This is a genomic window from Gordonia alkaliphila (genome assembly GCF_023017165.1).
Classification (GTDB): Bacteria; Actinomycetota; Actinomycetes; order Mycobacteriales; family Mycobacteriaceae; genus Gordonia; species Gordonia alkaliphila.
Genome location: NZ_JALKBW010000002.1, coordinates 95786 through 115327, shown reverse-complemented (window position 1 = coordinate 115327; position 19542 = coordinate 95786). Strand labels below are relative to the sequence as shown.

Annotated in this window: 20 protein-coding genes; 11 read left to right on the top strand and 9 right to left on the bottom strand. The window is 64.3% G+C overall.

Annotated elements, in window-relative coordinates:
* The first annotated feature begins 92 nt into the window (after window positions 1–92).
* Window positions 93–689 (top strand): WhiB family transcriptional regulator, encoded by a 597-nt coding sequence (locus MUG78_RS17385; protein WP_246997465.1) that lies wholly within the window; start codon window positions 93–95, stop codon window positions 687–689.
* A gap of 157 nt (window positions 690–846) precedes the next feature.
* Here the strand turns inward: MUG78_RS17385 and MUG78_RS17380 are convergent, their stop codons facing one another.
* The 4 genes from MUG78_RS17380 to MUG78_RS17365 form a co-directional block, all read right to left on the bottom strand.
* On the bottom strand, window positions 847–1425 hold the full coding sequence (locus tag MUG78_RS17380) for a lysozyme family protein (RefSeq protein WP_246997463.1): 579 nt from the start codon (window positions 1423–1425) through the stop codon (window positions 847–849).
* 2248 nt (window positions 1426–3673) lie between these two features.
* Complete coding sequence (locus tag MUG78_RS17375) at window positions 3674–4009, bottom strand: HU family DNA-binding protein (RefSeq protein ID WP_246997461.1); 336 nt, start codon at window positions 4007–4009, stop codon at window positions 3674–3676.
* An 83-nt stretch (window positions 4010–4092) separates the two neighbouring features.
* Window positions 4093–4410, bottom strand: coding sequence for a hypothetical protein (locus MUG78_RS17370; protein ID WP_246997459.1), 318 nt, complete (start codon window positions 4408–4410; stop codon window positions 4093–4095).
* A 217-nt stretch (window positions 4411–4627) separates the two neighbouring features.
* A complete protein-coding gene (locus MUG78_RS17365; RefSeq protein ID WP_246997457.1) occupies window positions 4628–5353 on the bottom strand; it encodes a hypothetical protein in 726 nt (241 codons plus the stop codon).
* A 403-nt stretch (window positions 5354–5756) separates the two neighbouring features.
* Between MUG78_RS17365 and MUG78_RS17360 the strand changes: the two genes are divergently transcribed.
* A complete protein-coding gene (locus tag MUG78_RS17360; protein ID WP_246997455.1) occupies window positions 5757–6086 on the top strand; it encodes a hypothetical protein in 330 nt (109 codons plus the stop codon).
* A 2377-nt stretch (window positions 6087–8463) separates the two neighbouring features.
* On the opposite strand, the gene MUG78_RS17355 is transcribed toward MUG78_RS17360, so the two are convergent.
* Window positions 8464–8862, bottom strand: a complete 399-nt coding sequence (locus MUG78_RS17355; protein ID WP_246997453.1) for a hypothetical protein — start codon at window positions 8860–8862, stop codon at window positions 8464–8466.
* A gap of 264 nt (window positions 8863–9126) precedes the next feature.
* On the opposite strand from MUG78_RS17355, the gene MUG78_RS17350 reads away from it, so the two are divergent.
* From MUG78_RS17350 to MUG78_RS17335, 4 genes are all read left to right on the top strand, one after another.
* On the top strand, window positions 9127–10701 hold the full coding sequence (locus tag MUG78_RS17350; RefSeq protein WP_246997452.1) for a hypothetical protein: 1575 nt from the start codon (window positions 9127–9129) through the stop codon (window positions 10699–10701).
* A gap of 141 nt (window positions 10702–10842) precedes the next feature.
* A complete protein-coding gene (locus tag MUG78_RS17345; RefSeq protein WP_246997451.1) occupies window positions 10843–11550 on the top strand; it encodes a hypothetical protein in 708 nt (235 codons plus the stop codon).
* A gap of 19 nt (window positions 11551–11569) precedes the next feature.
* Entirely contained in the window at window positions 11570–11839 is a 270-nt protein-coding gene (locus MUG78_RS17340) for a hypothetical protein (protein WP_246997450.1), read from the top strand.
* A 264-nt stretch (window positions 11840–12103) separates the two neighbouring features.
* Entirely contained in the window at window positions 12104–12490 is a 387-nt protein-coding gene (locus tag MUG78_RS17335; RefSeq protein ID WP_246997449.1) for a hypothetical protein, read from the top strand.
* Between the two features lie 68 nt (window positions 12491–12558).
* Here the strand turns inward: MUG78_RS17335 and MUG78_RS17330 are convergent, their stop codons facing one another.
* From MUG78_RS17330 to MUG78_RS17315, 4 genes are all read right to left on the bottom strand, one after another.
* Window positions 12559–12906, bottom strand: a complete 348-nt coding sequence (locus tag MUG78_RS17330) for an Lsr2 family DNA-binding protein (RefSeq protein ID WP_246997447.1) — start codon at window positions 12904–12906, stop codon at window positions 12559–12561.
* Between the two features lie 99 nt (window positions 12907–13005).
* Window positions 13006–15138 carry a hypothetical protein gene (locus MUG78_RS17325; protein ID WP_246997445.1) on the bottom strand — a complete coding sequence of 711 codons (2133 nt, stop codon included), beginning with the start codon at window positions 15136–15138 and terminating at the stop codon, window positions 13006–13008.
* Between the two features lie 75 nt (window positions 15139–15213).
* On the bottom strand, window positions 15214–15603 hold the full coding sequence (locus MUG78_RS17320; RefSeq protein ID WP_246997443.1) for a hypothetical protein: 390 nt from the start codon (window positions 15601–15603) through the stop codon (window positions 15214–15216).
* Between the two features lie 12 nt (window positions 15604–15615).
* Window positions 15616–15921, bottom strand: a complete 306-nt coding sequence (locus MUG78_RS17315) for a hypothetical protein (protein WP_246997440.1) — start codon at window positions 15919–15921, stop codon at window positions 15616–15618.
* Between the two features lie 374 nt (window positions 15922–16295).
* On the opposite strand from MUG78_RS17315, the gene MUG78_RS17310 reads away from it, so the two are divergent.
* The 5 genes from MUG78_RS17310 (at window position 16296) to MUG78_RS17290 (ending at window position 19061) form a co-directional block, all read left to right on the top strand.
* On the top strand, window positions 16296–16631 hold the full coding sequence (locus tag MUG78_RS17310; protein ID WP_246997438.1) for a histone-like nucleoid-structuring protein Lsr2: 336 nt from the start codon (window positions 16296–16298) through the stop codon (window positions 16629–16631).
* Window positions 16632–16820: 189 nt separating this feature from the next.
* Entirely contained in the window at window positions 16821–17189 is a 369-nt protein-coding gene (locus MUG78_RS17305; protein ID WP_246997436.1) for a hypothetical protein, read from the top strand.
* A 177-nt stretch (window positions 17190–17366) separates the two neighbouring features.
* Window positions 17367–17783 carry a helix-turn-helix domain-containing protein gene (locus MUG78_RS17300; protein ID WP_246997434.1) on the top strand — a complete coding sequence of 139 codons (417 nt, stop codon included), beginning with the start codon at window positions 17367–17369 and terminating at the stop codon, window positions 17781–17783.
* A gap of 168 nt (window positions 17784–17951) precedes the next feature.
* Window positions 17952–18194, top strand: coding sequence for a hypothetical protein (locus tag MUG78_RS17295; protein WP_246997432.1), 243 nt, complete (start codon window positions 17952–17954; stop codon window positions 18192–18194).
* A gap of 417 nt (window positions 18195–18611) precedes the next feature.
* Complete coding sequence (locus MUG78_RS17290; protein WP_246997430.1) at window positions 18612–19061, top strand: hypothetical protein; 450 nt, start codon at window positions 18612–18614, stop codon at window positions 19059–19061.
* The last annotated feature ends 481 nt before the right edge of the window (window positions 19062–19542 follow it).

Below are 19542 nucleotides of genomic sequence, written 5' to 3'. Positions count from 1 at the left end.
TCGTGTCGAGCTGTACACCATGGGCTACGCTTCTATGCTAAATGCGAATGCAGGTTGGATCTATCTGCAGCGGGCATGTCGAAGGAGTTGCGATGAGTTCCCCCACCGGCCAGGCGGTGCCGCAGGATCGGCAGGCAGACGCGTTGGCATTCATGCGCGCGAACTGGAACCTTGCGGCCGGCTGCAAGGGCGTCGACACCGAGCTGTTCTTCGACCGACCTAGCTGGAACAAGGAAACCCTCGAACCTCTGTGCCAGTCCTGCCCCGTCATCGGGAACTGCTTCACCAGCATGATGCCTTTGAACACCGACAAGAACGTTCTCCTGCATGGGTTCTGGGGCGGGATCAACGCCGAGCCGATCACGGGGAAGGTCTTGAAGTACATTCAGGCGATCGCTCGCGGCGCCGCCTCCGGACCGGCCGGCGACGAGGTCGCCTACATCGCTACTCGCTTCCTGATGGAGCGGATCGGAACTGAGATTCGCGAAGAAGGCGAAGGCACAATCGATGACGAGCTGTTCGATGAACTGATCGGCTTGTTCGGTGCCGCCTCCCAGCGACGACTTGAAGATCTCGTCCGACTCGCCTTCACCGACTCTGCCCGCGCCGCTGACCTCTACGGCGCCGACCTGATTGATACGATTCTCCGGATCTCGGGCCGCCGCGCCAATCTTCCGACGGCACTCTGACCCCTCTTCCTTCGCAACGAATCTGGCCACCAGCAGACCCCTTCTGCGCCCGGCCGTGCGGCGGCGCAGCGATCGAGCCCGCACTCGCTCTCAGACGTCAGCCACTCCTGCTCGCTCCGTCCTCGAATCGGTCGCGCAGTATGCTGTAGCACCCATTTCAGTTGAGGAATCGGGCGATGAACTCGCCCACCGGGACCCCGTTTCGCTGGCTGTCGATGTACCCGATCGCGGCAGCGGTATTCGCCACTGGGTCGTAGATGTTTCTCGACGAGCCTTTCCGGTGGTGCTCCCCGAACACTTCTGGGGTCAACGCAGCCAGGCCCCGCGGGGCTTGGGTTGACCGTCCGTCTGCGGCCACCGGCCCCAGGTTGTTCTGAGCGACGGCATCGCTGTTGCGGCCAGATTCCCTGTCGATGAGAGAGCGCAGCCCGGTGACCCACTCCAGGCTCTGGTCGTAGTCGGAGATTCCGTTCAACGTGGCCGCTTCTCGGATGATCTCGTCGACCTCGGTCGGGGCAAGGACTCCCCGGTTGGTTGGTTGGTACTCGATCTGCTCCGAGCTCAAGCGATCGACGCTGGCTGCGTCCTTGCCCCCAAACAGTAAGTCTGGTGGGCCTACTACCAGCACCAACGTTCCCAGGATCGCGATGATTCCCACGAGAATCGCCAGTGGGGCGACCATCGATTCCTCATTCGAGCACTCTTCGCGTTCGTTCATCTTCGTTTCAACGTCCATTTCTGTTCGCCGCGCGCAGTTCGCACACGTCACCGCGGACTGGTCATGCAAGGGATGGCAATCGCGGTGCTCCCACGTCTGGTTTCAGTACCCCCATACGCCCCCGGCCGTTTCAGTGACCTATTCAGACAGGCTCGTGCTCACCACCCCATGCGAACCACCTGCTATTTCGTCCAGCAATTCAGGCGAACGGACCTCGCCGATTCCGACCCGCATGTGCAGGACTGCACCTGATCCGGTAGTACTTGAAGTGCAGCCCGCGCCTACGAGGCACAAGTTCAGCAGGCGCGGGCTGCAGTCCGCGGGGCGAAATTCGCGAGAGGAAGTTTCACTTCGCGCCTTCCGCCGCCCCCTTCCGGTTGGTCCGACTCGGCCTTCCATCGGCGAACTATCGTCAATGTGCAATGGACGCTATCAGCGGGGACGGACGCTTTCTATCGAAGATCACTCCCTTAGCGGATCGATATTCTCGATTGGCGCAACACTGCGCGTCCATTACCGCCCGCCGCGCCCCGCTGGTTCCGCGCACACAGTGCGGACATCACCGCCGAGTGCCTATTTGCCCCGCAAAATCGCATGACAGAGTAGTGCTCGCGCGAACGCTGGCGCTCATCCCCTACGAGCCGCCTGTCCGCCACTACCCCGCAGGCGGATCTCCGTGAACGTGACGCACCCTCGCACCATCCCGGCGGGGCTTGCGTCCGACTCCGCCGAGCCCCGCCCCAATTTCAGCGGGTCCTTCCACGAGGAGCCAACCTTCCGCCCCCGAACGCTGGGCCACCCCACACGCAGCCGTTCCCGGCAACACAGTGGACGACGCGGCTACCCATATCCCCACCGTATGACCCATCTGGGTTATCGGCCTGCCTAGAACGAGCCCTCTCAGCTGTCACCCCCGACAACCCCGCCGCAGCTATATTGCACCTACCAGCAGTGTTTGGGCTCTGCCATCATTCTTTCCGACATAGCCAGAAGTCAGCGTCCGCTTAGATTGATCGCCTCTATTGCCCGCTGCATACCCACTACATACCCGTGTCGTGTCCGTTGCCCGCCCGCCCGGCTGGCCCTGCGAGCGCCTCGGCGAACCAGCCCGCCGGAGCTCCGCCGGGTGCCCATCGTGGGCCCGTGGTCGTCCCGCCAGCATGTCCTTGTCGGCCCCTCTTGGTCTCCGCTGTAGCCTCGCTACCTATCCCCCTATCGCCCGCCGGCTACCCATTCCGCTGCCCGCCGGCTGCCCGTCGACCGCCCGTTCACTGACTCAGTAGCAAGCAGAGACGCTATCGCCATCCAAACTCCCCGCTCCGTAGCCGGCGCCCCTCCGAGTACTGCGCCCATGGCTATGCGTCGAATGGGTATTCCGCCCCTGGCCCATCTCCTCGCGGCGCGCATACTGGCGCTGGCGCTCGTGCCGGACCGGAAAATCGCCGCTGCAGAAGCTCGCTGTTGTCTGCTCACTCCGGCAGGATCGACTTAGACTCTGAGAAGGAGCCATGGCATTGCACGCATACGTTCTTCCGCGCCGCCACGCCGGCGTCCTCGCGGCGCACTGGCGGCGGTCCCGAGCATGCTTCTGATTTCTGCGGTACTTCTGCTGAGCGCTGGATCGGCCGCCGGCGCTCACCAACTTCTGGTCCGCAGCGGCGCGCCGCGGACGGACGTCCTTCTCGGTAGCTACCGTGCCGGGGCTCTCGTGTTCGTCACCTTGGCTCCCGCCGCCGCCGTACTGTCGAGCTACCAAGCCGCAGTGTGGACGCTTCTGCCGGCCTACGTGCTGTGGACTGCCGGAGTTGGTTCCGCAGCCTGGTACGCGATTCGGGCCCGCCGTTCACGTCAGAATCGCTCCCGCTAACTGCCCCGAGCGCGCCCCCGTCACAGCCCCATCGACCCCGCCCACCGGGTGGGCCCGATACCGGACGGCCGGTTGTCGAGGGTTGGCGGACTTCGCGGCCCATCTCGACCAGCATGCCGGCCTCTGCGTCTTCCCCCAGCACCCCCGCCAGTCATTCCCTTGCAGGAAGATCTGCCCCGAAAATGCGAGTGGACCAGCCCATTGAGCCTGGGCTGGTCCACTCGTTGTCAAGCCGGTCGCGTAAAAACCCGGCTATCTCACCACCCGCGGATCGGCACCACCCAACCCGGGGAAATTGCTCGCGCTAGGCGAGGCACCACTGAGCATACATCACGATTACGGGCGGAGAGGAACCCGATTTCGACTACTCGACGGTACCGAATTTTGACTACCGATCGCCTAGTCGCGTATAGCCGCTTCGCGCAGTTGTTCCGCGATTTTCGGGTTTGCCGAGGCTCCCTCAGCAACGGCCGTCTTGAAGGGCGCCGAGGGGAAAAACTTCGGCACCACGGTCTCTTTTGCGATGAAGTACTCGCCCGTTTCCGGGTTCCGGGAGCGCCGAGCGCGTCGCACGATCGGCCGGAAGCTCCCGAAGGTCCGGAGCGTGACGGGCTCGCCTTGCCCTAGCTCTTCGATGACACACACAGCAAATTCGTCGACCACTGCTGCCACTACCTCGGAGGGAAGGTCGCAGCGCTCAGCGATCTTCGCGACGATCGTGCTCTTGGTTGCCATTGGCTCTCATCTCTCCTGATCAATCCCGACTGTTTCGTTTGTGAGCCCCGAGACGCTCTCCCTCATCGGCCGCTACTCGCGCTTCACAACAGCCCGGGAAAGGCCTGCTCCTTCGTGGGAACGTACGTCAGCGTCTCACCGGCGGGAAGCGGCGGGTACCAGTACCGACGGATCTCGTGTTCGGGAAGCCACCGGCGCACGGCAGCGAGGGGCCCCTCGTAGACCAGGAACGCGAAGGAGCCTTTGGTCGTGGTGCTCGTGACTGTCAATCCGTAGCCAGTGAGCTTCCCCTCTGTCGCGGCACAGTCAGCGGCGGAGACCATGGTTCGGCCACACACGTTGCCAGACTCGCCAGCGATCGCGGTGATGAATTCGTAGGGGATCGGCTGCACCGACTCCACCTGCGACTCCTGCGAGTAGGCGTGCGCCCCATGCTGACTTCCGGGCAAACTATCGGCCATAACCGCCTCCTGACTTCTCTGACGTGCCTGAGCTAGTGAGTCCATACAAGTAGTGGCGCCAACTCTATCGGCGACGCATCATCGTTGTCGCCGACGACATGGCCTAGTGCCGCCAATTCCGTGGGCCGGCGCGGAATTCGGCTCGACTCCCGAACCTCTACGGCGCCGGAGGCGCGGGAGCCGCGAGCGCACGCAGCTCCCACTGACCGCGCTCTCCCCGGACGATCTCGTCGCGCACCTCACCCGGCGCGGTTCCTTCCGCAGGCACCGGTTCGTTCAGCACCACCCTCGCCGACAGCCCCCCGACTACGACTTTGGTGAACCTGCTGTCTTTGCCGATCGATGCCGTGCCGTCAGCAGTCCGGTAGTCCCACTCCGCGGAGTCGACCACCCCAGACTCTTTGAGTGCCAGCGCGTCAGCAAGTCGCTGGTTCGACGGCGCGATGTTCTGGCCGGAGAGCTCGTCTGGAACCCTCACCCAGCCTGGCGCTTGGGCGGCGTCGACTCCCATTGCCCGCCACAGCGAGGCGGGCCCCTCGACAAAGACCTGGCCGGAACGGACAAGAACCTTGCCGTCAGCGCCGGCGGCAGAGATCGTCCCCGCTCCCCATCGACCATCGGTGTAGTAGGTCACGTCGATAGTCGCTGCCAGTTGTTGCACCTCGCCGCGGACGGTCATCGACGACGCCGTCCGCAGTGCTTCCACCGCGGCGGAAACCGCACCCAAGGTCATCTGTTCGCCCTTCGGCGCACCGGCGGTCGCTGGCGGAGCGGGATCAGCGACGCGCACTGAGTCGTTCTGTCTAGTGGCCACAATCACCAGCGCCACCGCGAGTCCTGCGATCACCACCCATGAGACGGCCAGGAAGATCCGCGTCTTCACAGTGCCGAACACGCTACTTCGCGCTCGGATCTGGTCCGGCCCTCGACCCCTCGCGCTGTCTTTCTGCGGCGATTTCGCGGGCTCCGGTCTGCTGCCTCGCTCCGCGGGCACCCCGCTACCCCGCCGTGCCGACCGCGTGGTTCGTCGCCGCGCGGAACCGGTCCCTCCGGTCCACTCGTCATCGGTCAAAAGCCCCATGTCCGTAGCCCCACCCTTCCTCCTGTCGGCCAGGAATTCTTTGTCGGCCAAGCCCCGAGGGGCCCTGCTAATGCACGTTGCATCCTGCGCGCGAGAGTAGTCGTGACACCGCGGGAAGTCGTGCCCGAAACCCGCACTGTTCCAGGGGCGCCAGCCTCGGCTTTTTGCTGCAGGGGCCGTCCGGGCCGACTGTTACTGTCGCGCCATGACCGACACCCACGACCACCTGAATCGGCAGCTCGACGATGCCGATGAGGCGTTGCGTCGCTTTGCTCAGCTCATCAACAGCGGCGATCCGCATCCCTATTTGGACGACTGGGGCGCCTTGGAAGATTGGGCCCACGACATCATCTCTGAGACTGGGCGCCCCTACACCGTAGAGCTTGGCGAGTCCGGCGGTGCACGTATCGAGCTGGTGGCCGACGGCCGATGGCCAGCCCGCTTGGTTGGCCACTGGATGGCAGCTACTGCGGAGCGGTCCGGCGCCCACCTCGACGTCGTCATGGACCACTTCGTCGACCGCAGAAGCGACTAGCCCCGCCCCTGCAACGCACTCGTGCGCCCCACTCCTTTCAGCGGAGTTGGGGCGCACTGTTTTCCTCGCATGGTTCACTCCCCAATCTCCGCGGTCGGGCACCCGATTCTCCCGGAGAGAATGCGACTACGCCGCCCCTGTGGTTGGGCACATAGTTCAGTCCAAGTCTCCCCGCCGTGGCTTCAGGGTTCCATCTGCAGTGCGACATTCCTGACCGGGGTCGTTAACATCTCGCGGCTTCGAGGTGCCCCCCAACTCTCGTGCCCCAGTGAACTCCGAAATGGGCGCGCGCCCGGGGTAGTGGATCCGCCCGGGGTTCAACCGGGGATCCCGAGCGTGCACTGATCGTTCCGGGAGACCCCTTCACTGACTCCATACCTGGACTGTTCAGTCCTCGGCCGAGGACAGCCGCGGCCGCGCCCCGCAGGGCATCGGTGCGCTGTCCGGGGGGCTCGCTTTCCGGCGTTCGGCGCCACCTGGCTCACTCCTCTCGCCGTTCGCGGTGGAGGCATCCGGGATTCCGCCGTTGAGGGGCGCTGCACCATCTTCACACCGAAGTTCGCCCCCGCGGCTTCGGGCCGCCTGGCGCCCTTGGTGCTAGCGGCAGCGCCCGTAGTTCGCACGTTCGGCACTCGCCAAGCCTTCGGCCCGCGCTCCCAAGATCAACGCCCGCTGCCCCACCGCCCCGGGCCCGGTGGCGTGGTTTGGCACCCCGCCATCGGCGGTGCATCGAGTCGAGGCATCCCCGAGGCTTCGAGCGCGTGCGGGGCGGCGCTGATCGGCGGCTGCTCCACCGAGCAGGCGCCTCGACGGCGCGGCGGAGGAAGAAGGCCCCCAATGCCAATCCTCTGGGCCAAGTCCAGGCTTTTGCTCCTCCCCTTTTCCTGGTTCACCAGCGCCGCGGCAAGGAACGTCGGGTAAGGCCCCCGTCCGCCCCATTCCGGCTACAGCGATCGCGACAATCGCCACCACATCCGGCCCCCAGTCGGCGACAGGTTACTGCCCCTCACCGAAATCTGCCTAAGCCAGAAACCGCTTCCGCCTAAACAGAGTCCTGACCTGGTTGTTTCTGCTCTTTCTGGACCGCGATTCTGGCTAAACCACTACCTGGACGTCGATCCGGAAATCCCGGCGTATATCCGTTTGGCGCCCTACACATATCCCCTCGATACCCATTTCCCTAGACGCGGCATCGCCCCTAACCCCGGCCCGGCGCTGGCGCCATCCGGTGTCCGCCGATCCCACAACCACCATCCATCTGCACCCCACTTCACCTCCCCGCCTAGACCCCACACCGTGCCGCTGCGACCCCTCTTCCAGTCCCATTGGTTGCCCACTGCCCGCCCACTGCGCGCCCATTTGGCGTCCACTGCCGCACGCCTCCCTCCGGTTAGGAACATTTTGCGCCAAGGTCCGTCATTCCGATTGGCGGCCGATCCGCTGCTATGCCGCGCAGCGCAGTCACGGGTGCCAGAGCCCCCATCTGCGGGCCAGCGCTACCACCGAGTTACTCGCTCCCCCTCAGCGGTTGACCATTTCCGCCGGATAGACCCAGTTCGCCCGCCCCGGCAGCCTCCCCGGCTCTCTGCTACTTCCTCCTGTCGAGCTGACGACGCTCTGCTCCATACCGCTGCCGCTGCCGTTGTGGAGTATCCGGACTGATTGCTCGCCGGCACTCTCTCGCGCCATTGCGAGAGTTGCCCTTCATGTTGACAAAAGCACGGGGCCCCTCACTCAACTACGGCTGGGCAGCCCTCCCCCCGAGGCCCCTCGGGCCACAGCCAGGGCACAAAAAGGGGCGCTTCCCGAATAGGTTCGGGAAGCGCCCCTTGATCGGAGATTCCTCTGCTACATGCTGTCGCTGCCCCTCGGCGCTGGCGACAACCCAATCACGCACGGTGGATCTGCGGCCCCGAGCGCACTCACTGTAGGTACCGCTGGTAGTCCTCAGCGCTATCCAGCCCGTTACCCACCACGTAGCGGCGCGCAGTGTCCGCTGAAGCCTCCGCGACGAGCTCGTCCGCAGTGAGAGTCTCGCAGCATTTACGACAGACCAGGAACCCGCCGCCGGCGGGGTGCGGATCGGACCCGCCACCATCAAGCGGGCACACTCCAACAGCTTTCATGATCGTTTCTCCTGCTCCCGCGTCGACACTCACTCGGGCTTCCATGCCAGTTCCATCGCTGTGATCGTGCCGGCGTCATCGGTCTGAGCCTTCAGAACCACCGTGCCATCGGCGAGGGACCGCGCGGCTTCGACTGCGCAATCCAAACTGGGGAAGTCCTCAGACAGTGCCCCGTCCCGGGATTCGGTGATGTAAACGGTTCGATTCAAAATCAGTTCCTTCTCGGTTGCCCCAGGGGCCGGATCGGCGTTTTACCCTGCGTATGTTGCGGCGGCTTCCAGCGCCCCTTTCACGAGGGAACGGAGCGCAGGCACATCGATGTCCTGCAGAGAAAGGAGCTCGCAATCGAGCGACCAGACCTCCGCGCCGTCCTCTCCGTCATCCCACACCCTTCTCGTCCAAACGGATGCGCAGACCACCTGGCCATCGCGACTCCGTGTCCAGCGAACATTTCCGTCGCCGTTGCCCAGCACCAGCACCATGTCGCGTCCGATGGGAGCTACCAGAGCCCGGTCACCTCCGCTCGCTGTCTCGATGACCATTTGGACCTCAGCGAGGTCCTCCGACGCAGCAGCTAACACCGCGATCACCTCGTTGCTGATTTCGGCAGTGTCTCGATGTTCGATCACGGGGATTTCGAATTGGCTCATGGCGAGGCAGTGTAAGTGGCTGTCCCGACAGTGCCGCCACTCGATTTCCCGGCGGCCCATGACAGCGAGTGACAAGTGCGATAGAGCGCGTTTCAGGCTCGATACTCCACGCCCCGACCTCTATTCTTGATCCGGAGCTGCACACCTACTGGGGGTCGATACAGCAGACGCCACTCGCCTCCACCCCCCTGGCCGGTCAACGCAACGGACGGTCCAGGAGTCGGCACCACTTGTGAACACACGCAGCCCGAAAGGATCCACACCATGCCTCGCCATCGCCGTAAGTCCACTCGCGCCAAGCGCAGCAGCGTCGTCGCTGTCAGCGCCGTCCTTGGCCTCACCTCCGCCGCAGGATCCGCTTTCGCGGCCCCGGCGGCCCAGCCCCCGAACACCGGGCAGCCCGCCGGAACGGTCGCGGTCACCGCAGGCGCCACTGAGCTCGCCGAGTCCGTTCCCGGCCGCCAGGTCGACGTCGTTGCCGCCGAAGTCGGCGTCACCCAGGAGCAGTTGACCGACTGGCTCGCTGGACTCGCCCAGCGCCGACTCGACGGCACTGCCCCGACCTACGGGACCGCGGCGGTTGTTTCCGACGGCACCCGCTCGGAGGTCGTTGTCGTCAAGCCGCTGATCGCCGACGCCCGCTCGGGTGGGCTGGCTGTGCGCGATCCGTTCTCGGTCGGCCACGCGCAGTCCACCGCACTCCTTCCCGGTAGCTACGCCGGCGCCTCTGCCGCCGAGTCCGGCAGCACCGCCACCGCCTTCTCCATCCTGGGGATCGCCACGGCCACCACTGCTTCCGGTAGCGGCCGCGGTGCCGTGAATTGTGCGGGCGTGCTGTCGGTCGCCAATTCGTCCGACGCCGGCCAGTGCGTCAATGTCCTCGGAACCTTCGACTACCGCTTCGACGCGAAGACCGGCCAGACCTCGCTCGCTCTGACCGACGTCACGCGCGGCATGTTCATGCCCGCTGGTACCGCCGGCCGCGCCATGCTGCAGGCCATCGGCGCGTCCGGCACTGCTCTGCCCGAGGGTGCTCTCGTCGACAATCTGCGCGTCACCTTCGGCGCTGGCGGCCCGAAGTGGACCTCCGACACCGGCGTGTTCGGACTCCAGCCCGCCCCCGAGCCCAAGCCCGGACCCACTGCCGAACTCGTGCAGACTCCGGCCGAGGTCGAGCCTGTCATCGTGCAGCAGCCGGCCGCGCCGAATCCCGTGACTCAGGCGTGGGAGAACGCCGACAAGCAGTTCTGGGACGCCGTCGACAATCCGCAGTTGCATGAGCAGGTCACGAAGGTGACCGGCGACTGGGCGGCCGGAGCCCGCCAGGCGCAGAAGGACGTGCACAACGCGATCGAAGGAGCTCTGCCTCCCGCGCTGCGGTCGGGCAACCCCAAGTCTTCGCAGCCGTTGGAGGGCCGCGGCGCCGAGCCGGCGCCGAAGCAGGCTCCGGACCGCGCCCCGTCTGATACGGACGACAAGGAGAACAAGGATCCGGCTGCGCCGAAGTCGCCGCAGGATCAGGATCAGGCGAAGAAGCAGCAGTGGATCCAGCAGCAGGACTCCAAGTGCAAGTCCACGTTCGGTCCCAACTCGTCGTTCGACCCGGCCGTCCCCAATCCTGAGATGCCCGAGGGCATGGGCGCCTGCACTCAGCCCGACGAGCCCGGTACCGCTCCCAGCGGCAACTCCGGCGACCAGCCCGGCAAGCCGGCCCAGCCGCAGGGCCCCAAGGACGATCAGGGCGTGACACAAGAGCCGGGTGCGGAAGGCCCGAACCAGCAGGCCCCGCAGAAGCCGAAGAAGGACAAGGACGACCCGATCACGCTGGCTCCGCTGTGATCTGACCCCGTCTCGACTTCCCAGAGGATGCTCGATTGTGGCCCGACCCGTTTCGCGCGGGGCGGGCCACATCCTTTGGGCCACATTCCTTGGGCGTTCACGCACTCCCACGTGTCGGGACCGGGTGTTACGTTCGGCGCCATGAGCACCCCCACCACCATCGACCAGGACGACTTCTGGAACAAGTCGCAGGTACTGTCCCGTGGATGGACTGAATCGGGGATCACCCGATTCCTTGGCGCCCCCGACGCTGTCCGGCGCAATCCGCGCCGACGCAAGGGCCCCAAGATCCAGCTGTTCTGCAAGGACAGAGTCGCACTAGCTGAGGGCTCAGCCCAATGGCAGGAGTGGAAGGCCAAAAGCCAGGAGCGCAGCGACCGAGCGGTCGCCCGGGCAGCCAAGGCTCGGGAGGAAACGTTGACAGCTGCCCAAGAGGCTCTGTCCACTCTGGAGCTCACCGATGACTATCGGGGCCTGACTTCCACGCAGATCAAGGCCCGCGCGAGTGCGAGCTTCTTGGCGATCGAACAGCGCCGGCAGGAACGCTCACGGGGCCGCTACGTCGCCGAGCAGATCACCAGTCGCCGCACGGACGCCTTCTTCGACCGCATCATGGTGAACTGGCTGCGCCACGAAGGCACCCGCTACGACAACAGCCTCGACGACTATTTCAATCTCGTGGGCGTCGACGTCGCCAAGGACATGATCCGTGAGCGCGCGTACATCCTCATCGCCGAGGAGTACCCCTTCCTGGCCACGGAATGTCACCGGCAGCTAGAGCATCGCCGGCGCGGCACGCTGCGCCGGACCGGCAAAGACGTCACTAACAGATCCCCGCAATCCCGCTGACTACCGGACAGGACAATCCATGTCGCCGAACACCAACGACAGCCAACTCGACGTGTACCGCGTTCACCACGAGAGTCGCACAACGTTCGATTCGATCATCGCGGTCCCGGCCGGAACCCCACTGGAGCGCGTTGAGCAGGCTCTGGGAGAACGGATCCGCGATGAGTCCGTCGATGGCCGCTTCCGCCTCTACGATGACGGTCTCGCCGTCACCATCATCGACTCCCCCGGCGACCTCGCCCAGGTCTACGTCAATCAGGAGTTCTCGCGTGAGGAGCTCGACGCCTGACTGCTCTGGGACTTACCCGAACGGGGTGCGCCCGGCGTAATCGAGCAGGGCCCCCGGACCGGTCAATGTTCCAGAAGTACTAAATAAGGCCAGTTAGAACGCATTCTGCCATCGCGCTGCAGCTCCGCGGTGCGCTAGAATTTCCCTCCATAGCCCTTGGTGGTGGACTCGCACCGAGCCCACCACGAGGGGGGCGACCGCGCGATATTGCGCGGTATTCTTGCACAGGGGATTGGGGCCCGAATCGGAAGGGAAGGTGTCACCGTGCCTACCGGATTGATGGTCCCGGTTCAGATTGAGGCCTCTACCTCGCCGGTCGTCGCTGACGTGGCCGACCCTGATTTCTTCCTGGACGCGCTGTCGGCGGAGGCGCTAACCAAGCACCTGTTTCCCTCTCATCGGTTTGCGATCTTGGCCGACCGCGGCGCCGAAGACGCTGGCATGGCCGTCAACAGCTTGGCCACTGATCTGCTCTGGCAGAGCAGCCCCTCGGCATTCGCTGCCCGGATGGTGCACGGTAACGCGCTCATTTTCGGCTACGTCAACGCCACCTATGTCGACCTGCCCGAGTCGATCGCCGCGTTCATCGCCAAACGCGCTCAGGCGCGAGCAGATCGGGTGCCCCCGCCCCCACGCCTACGCGTGGTCTAGCTGCTACACCCCTCTGGACCTAGCGCGCCTGGGGGGCGGGCCATCCGCCGCGCTCCCTGCTCTCTGGTTCAGGAGTCAGCCCGGGATTGGTACGCCTCGATGATCTCCGCCGAGATCCGGCCTCGAACCCCGACGTCCCATCCGTTTTCTCGAGCCCATTCGCGCACGGCCCTGTTGGACTTGCGGATCTGTTGGCGTGAGGCTCGTTCGCCATCGTCGCCGTCGTCGCGGCTGGCCTTCAAGAGTGCGGACAGGGTGATGGTGCCCGATTCCAAGGCCTTCATCCCCTCGGGGCCGACGTCGAATTTCAGCGGGCGGCCGTCCCATACCCAGTGGACCGTGCGGACGCCACTACCGATGATCTCGCCGGTGAGGTCATCGATGTGTTCTGTCACGGTGACCGAACGCGTGGTCATGCCGAGCCTCCTTCGTTGCCGCTAATCACACCATTAGCCCATAATCGCCAATGAATGGCCAGGTTGTCGTTTTCAGGGCGTTGCCGCGCGTCGTGGGTCTCAGTGTGGCGGCAGCGGGTACGCCGGGCCTGCCGGCGGCGGCATGGGGCGGGCGGCGGGGACCTCTGGTGCGGGTATAGGCAACGCATAGCTGTCAGGCGGTGCCGATGACTTCCTGTCTCGGGACTTGCGGCAGGGAGCACTCCGGCGACACTCGGCCGGTCGTGTGGCGGCGCAGGCGCTGCGGGGTTTGCTCCCTTGGCTCGACGGCGGGCGCACTGATTCCGCGGGAACCGGGCCGTAGGGGCGCCGCGGGGGGCCTTCTGGGAGCGGTGCGGCGTCGGACTCTTCCCGTTCGGCGTCTGGCTCGGGGGGCTGCGAGACCGGCAGCATGGCTTGTCCCTCCGAGGTGCATTCGGGCGCATCGAGCATGGCGTCGTAACTGCTCATCGTGGCCATCATGTCGTCGTCCACGATCGCCATGCGTCCGGCTTCCGGAGTCAGTCCAGCTACCATCGGCGGCGGCGGATCGACACCGTCATGGAAGGCCTGCATTGCGACGGCCAGCGGGTAGCCCACAGCGCGTGCGAACTGGTCCGGGACGGGCGCAAAGTTGTTCGACAGCCAGCTTTCGATCTCGTCGGGATCGATGTAGTTGGTCTGGACCAGGCTTGACCCCACGCCTTCGACGTCCATGACGCAGCGGCCCTTGATCTCCTTGGGGATCGCGATCGGCGAGGCTTGATCGGAACTCAGGGTTCCGAGGATCGCTTTGCCCTGGTCCCGGGTGGTGACGCGGAACGCGATCTTCAGCCCGGCGATGTCGCGAATGCTGGTGGGGATGGTGTCGGCGGTTGGCTTCTGTGTCGTCAGGACCACCATGATGCCCAACGACCGGCCACGCTGGATCATGTTCTTCACGTCGTTGATGATGGAATCCGTGGCGGCTTTGTCTTCTTTCGACAGTGTCTTCCCCGGATCGAACCAGAACTGACACTCGTCGATGTTGACGAAGATCGGGTAGAGTCCCGCTGCTTCTCGCGCTGCGGGGTCTGCATTCCAGAAGTTCGCGATGCCCAACGAATCGTAGATCGCTTTCGCTCGTGCCCGGCTGTTAATCATGAACATGATCGATCGGCACAGCGCGTACAGTCTCCCCAGTTCGTAGCCGCCTTCATTGTCGAAGGTTCGGCAAATGGGAATCATGGAGCGTAGGTCTTCGGAGAGCTTGCCGTCGGCAATGTGCATTTCCACGCGTCCGGCCAGACCGGCAAAGACCGGCAGCATGGAGGCGGTCTTTCCTGATCCCGGAACGCCGCCGGCGACCATTCCGGAGTTGTTGGCCCAGTCGATAGCGACATCGCCGAACGCCGATACCCCCAGGGGAGATCGGAAGTGCCCCTGAGAGACCTGCACACGCAGCGGCTCGTCGAGCTTCATCAGCGGTTTCAGGTCGGTGATCTTGTCGTTGAACGCCAGCACCATCCGGCCACCGTCCTGTCTCACCTCCAGTGTGGTGATGCCCAGCTGTGTGGACATTTTTCCCAGGCTCCGCTTCCAAAGTCCCTCGTCCTGGCCTTTGAGTGGCGCGAAACTCATCACCAGGCCCCGGGCGTGACTGACCATACCCACCAACGCGGGTGCGTGCCGGACATGCAGTTTCGTCACGGTGCCGTCAGGGTTGCGGTGAGACGTCGCTTCGGTGCGCATCAGGTCCGCGGTATCCATCAGTTCGACGGCCGCACGATGGCCGCGGCTGAGGAGCTGGCTGACTACCGGATAGCGACGAGCAAGTGCGTCGAGCTCCTCGGCCACCTCGGCATCTTCACCGAGCAGCGCCGGCGGATTGGCCGCCATGTTGATCTGCCCCGCCAGCCCCTTGCCATGGACTTCCAGTTTCACTGGATTGGAGTGATTAACTGGCACGGTCTGTTCCCGCGGGTACCTGCCGTCCGGCAGCCGCTCCACCAGCTCCGAGTAGTCTTCTTGGCCATCAAATCCCGGCTCTCCCTTGGAGCGGAAGAGCCGCGGGGTGTCGGCAAACGAGTAACCAGTATTGGTCTCCAGCCGGAACATGTAGCCGAGATAGCCGCAGATCGCCGCTACGGCCGCCATCAGGACCAGAGCCATTTTGCCGGCCCCCACTTCGGTCCCGGGCACGCTTGTGCCGGTGCGATAGGCAAGGAATCCCACGCCGAAGACGATCGATGAGACTACCCCGACGAGGATTGCCCGCCGAAGTAGGAGGTAGGAGCGTCTAGTCACATGTCAGCTTTCGCGGAATGCTGCCAGGTCAAAGAACGCCCATTTCACTCCGGCATAGGGAGTGCCGTCCGGCTTGCGCGGGTCCAGGGTCTTCATGTGTTCGACGACATCGGCGCGAGTGGCGTTGCGGAAGACTACGCCGTATAGCGTCTCCATCCACCGCTGGACCTGGGCTGTCGGCGAGTCCTTCAGTGCCAGGTCCACGACCTCCTGGCGGAACTCGCAGACGATTTGCCCGGCCGGATTAGGCAGAGCGTCCAACCCGAACTCAGTCACCTGCTTCTCCAGGGCCACCCGGATCTCTTCGACCTTGTCGACATACACCTCGCCGGTGTTCTCCGATTCCGGCATCACTTCCACGCGGATCGCGACTGACGTAACTTCTGTGCTCATGGGACGGCTCCTCTAGCCCTGCAGGGGCAGGTCGGTGGGCGGCCCTGAACGTTCAGCCTGCGACAGCCGAACGACGCGCTCGCTCACGGGCAGGTAGGGCGTGATCTGGTCGGTGACCACGATGACCTTGTCGTGTCCCAGGTGCAGGAACGCTGCTTGCACCTGGGCTCGGGTGTAGTCCCCGATCTGTGTCTCTCGCCCGTTGATCTCCACGGGGTCGGCCAGGTCTTGATAGCGATTGACCTGGTCAGTGAAGTCGACCACGTCCCCCTCTCGTAGGTCCGTAATCGGCACGGTCTGGCCGGCGGCGTCGTTCACTGGGTAGCGCTCCTCGGGTGTCCTTGTGTCACTGTGCGGTGTTCAGTGTGAAGGCTACTGCTCTCGCTGGCCGATATCGACGGCAAATCGCGCCGCTACGAGGCCTGTTAGTGTGCCCCCTGCCATGACACCTGGGAGGCGATCGCGCCTTCTGCATGTTGATCCTCGGGGTCTATCCGGAACCCCTGGTCCCAGAACTGGGGGACTTATCACGAACCACCTTTCACACAATTCTTGGGGTCATACGCGTGCCGCACTGATCCCCTTTTGTGCGCACTCCTCGAATCCGCACTGGAAATACTCGACACTGCCGATTGTTTATGGCACCATTCACTACGCATAGCCATCCCGACAACCGGAAAGCGTTTCCCTTCATGCAGAAGAACATCGTTCAGTTCTACGACGACGTGACCGGCGAGCCGATCAATGCCGACGACCTCGAAGTCATCGAGTTCTCCGTCGGCAACATGCTCTATCGACTGGACCTCAGCGAAGAGAGCGCTCGCGACTTCCATGCCCACATGGATGAGTACATCTCCAAGGCACAGCGCGTGGGCCGAGGCCGTGGCCGCAAGCCGGCGGCACGCACCCCGGGCGGCGCCGGCGAGACCCGCAAGATTCGGCAGTGGGCTGCCAATAACGGCTACACCGTGAGTGACCGCGGGCGCATTCCGGCGGAGATCGTCGCCGCATACGAGGCCGCCAACTAGGAGCCGCTCTCCTGCCGCGGTGGCCCTGCTTCTCCCGAGTCCCCATTTTCTGGGACTTCCCTCGGACTGGAAGCAGGGCCCCTCTCGTTCTCGCTCACACTCTCCCGAGTTCCGCATGGCACGTCTGCTGCGACGCCACCACGCAGTCGGCACGTAGGGCCACAACACCCCGGGGAAAGGACCTCCCTCATGTTCTACGCCGAAAACGGCAAGCGCCTGGCCTTCTACCCAGATCAGGAGCGCAGTGAAGCCCTGACGAAAGCCGCCCGGGACTTTGGGAGCGACCACGAGATCCGAATGTATCGCGCGAAGGATCTGATCCCGTTCATCTATCACACCACCGGCGACTACATCCTGGCGATGACGCCCATCGAGCATGGCTACCTACTGCTCCACAACGCTCTCGATGTTCAGTGGTGGGGGCCCGATGATCCCGGGCTGACGTTGTTCACTCCGGAGATGGAGATGGTCTCCATCGTTTTCGGAGACGAGGCGCGGGGCGGGGCTGTCCTCGACGATTTCCAACTGAACATGTCGCAGACGAACTACTTCTCTTGATCTCTCCCCCGGAGAGCCCCCGGCGCCGGCGCGATCAGCCGCGCGGAGCCAGCGCGGGCCCCGGACACTTGGTGGCCGCGCGGACTGCCATCCAGCGCGTTCTTCCACAGCCAGATCACATTCTGGTGGTATCGTCTATAGATTATGCCTAAGACAGAACCTCCTGGTAGGACGAATGTGATCGTCTCCGGAGAGCTCCTGCGCAGGCGCAAGATGTCCGGACTGACCCAGGGCCAGGTTGCCGACCGCTTCACCGAAGCGGGGTATCCCATCAAGCTGGCCGCTTACGCCTCGATCGAATCAGGAAAGACGCGGATCACCGTCGACATGCTCACCGTGGCAGCCGCAGTCTTTGACTGCTCCCCCACCGCGCTGCTACTCGGCGATCATGAAGACCCGGAAGCGACGCTGGAGTTTCAGGGGCCGGGGACCACCACAGTCGAGTCCGCTGCGGACTGGCTCCGGATGGAACAGCCATTCCGGGCTCCTGGCCACGACCGACCAGGTGTCGCCGCGGTGGTCCGCTTTCAGAGTTCGAACTTCCCCGCATGCCTGGTCACTCCGATCGAACGAGCCCTCGACAACCAGGCCTAGCCGGCACGGCCGAGGAAACACTCCCCTGCCCCAACGCCCCTGCTGTCCCTTACGCCCCAGTGCACGAGCACGCTCCGTTGCCCGGCAGGACTCGCCCGGGCGGCGTTACCTACCCCTGTCCGGGGACAGTCCTACACTCAGCTCTAACCACACGGAAAGAGCTCGCCCATGGACGCACAGCAAGCACAGGATGCGGCGTTGGACATTTTTCGTACCAGCACCGGCCAGCCGATCCCTGGCACGGTCGCGGTCACGCTGGACGATGCCGCCGACATCGGCGCCGTCGACCCTGCCACTGCAACCCTTGTCCTGAGCCCCGCCCATCTGGAACACCACTACGACCAGTACCGGCAGATCACTGGCGACAGCTACGACGTCGAGGACATCCTCAACCAGCTCCCATGGAGCTAGCCCTGAGTTTCGCTTCAGCTATCGCCGCGCACTGAGCCCGCACGGCGACACAACACCACCACCCAAACGGCACCACACAACTACGGGAAGGGATCCGTCTCCACTGATATCCACGACGCAGCGCCTACCCTCTGCGCCAGCTGAGGGCCGCACTCCGCTCGCAGGTTCGCCGCCTGCAGCGATCCGCACGCTCTAGCGTCTCCGCGCCCCATCAGGGGACCACCCGCCGCCGAATCGGCACAAATTCGGCAAAGGGACCGTCACCGCGAGTTACGCCAGTTCGCGACAGACGGTCATTTCGGCGTACCAGAAAGAGCCAACACTGCGACACGCCGAAGCCCCAGTTTCCGCACTACCGGCCAACAACACGTAAAGCAGGATGCTACAGTCGTGGCGTACAACCGAGAGGAGGTCATCGTGTCCAGCATTCAACGCATTCCGAAGCGGAAGTTGAGTAACTTCAGAGCGCTTCCTGCCCATCGGCAGCTGATCGATGACATTGCCAGGCAGTCGGGGTTGGCCAACCGCACCGACTACCTCCTTGCCGCGATCGCCACGGTGTCCGGGCACGCAGAACTCCTCCCAACGAAGCTGCAGAACAGCGACTTCACCGCTGATCAGCTCATCTACCGCGCGGGCAACGCCCCGGCAGTAGACCCTCAGCCTGGCCCCGATCGCGTTCAGGTCAACTTTCGGGCGCTTCCGGCGGATCTGCGTCTGATCGAGACGATCGCTCAACGCGCCCAAATGACGCGCAATGACTACATTCTCGCTGCGCTCGCGACCGCTTCTGGCTGCGCGGCACTCATGCCCGAAAAACTCCAGCCCCGATACCAGGAGGTTATCGACTACCCCAAGACCGGATGAAAGTAATGTGCCCCCCGGTCTATGACCGGGGGGCACACAACCAAATACTTTTCGGAACCGAGGTGGCACTCGAACTCCGAACTACCCCGAAGGGACAGTCTGTTGCAGGACTGGGTCCAGGGTAGCGCGCACTCTGCACAAAACACAACCTCCCACGCATCGTCAGCGCGTCCGGATCATCCCGGTGCCGATGCATACGCGGTCCTCGCTGGCCTTTTAGCGGATAGTTCCGTTCGCGCGTTTGCGTTGGTCGCATCCGCTGAGACCAAGGCTCCGACAAAAGTCGACTCCGGTCGTCCGGATGAACTCACGCTCAAAGGAGCGCTCGGTACCGCCGACGCACAATGGGCCGTCGTCGTACGTCCGCACCCCGAGCTTCTCGCCTTCGACCTTGACGGCTGCGCTGACGTCGCCGTCCCCATCCTGTTGGAGGCTGCAGAGGACTACTGCGCTGATGTCATCGCATTGGTCGCTTCGGGCC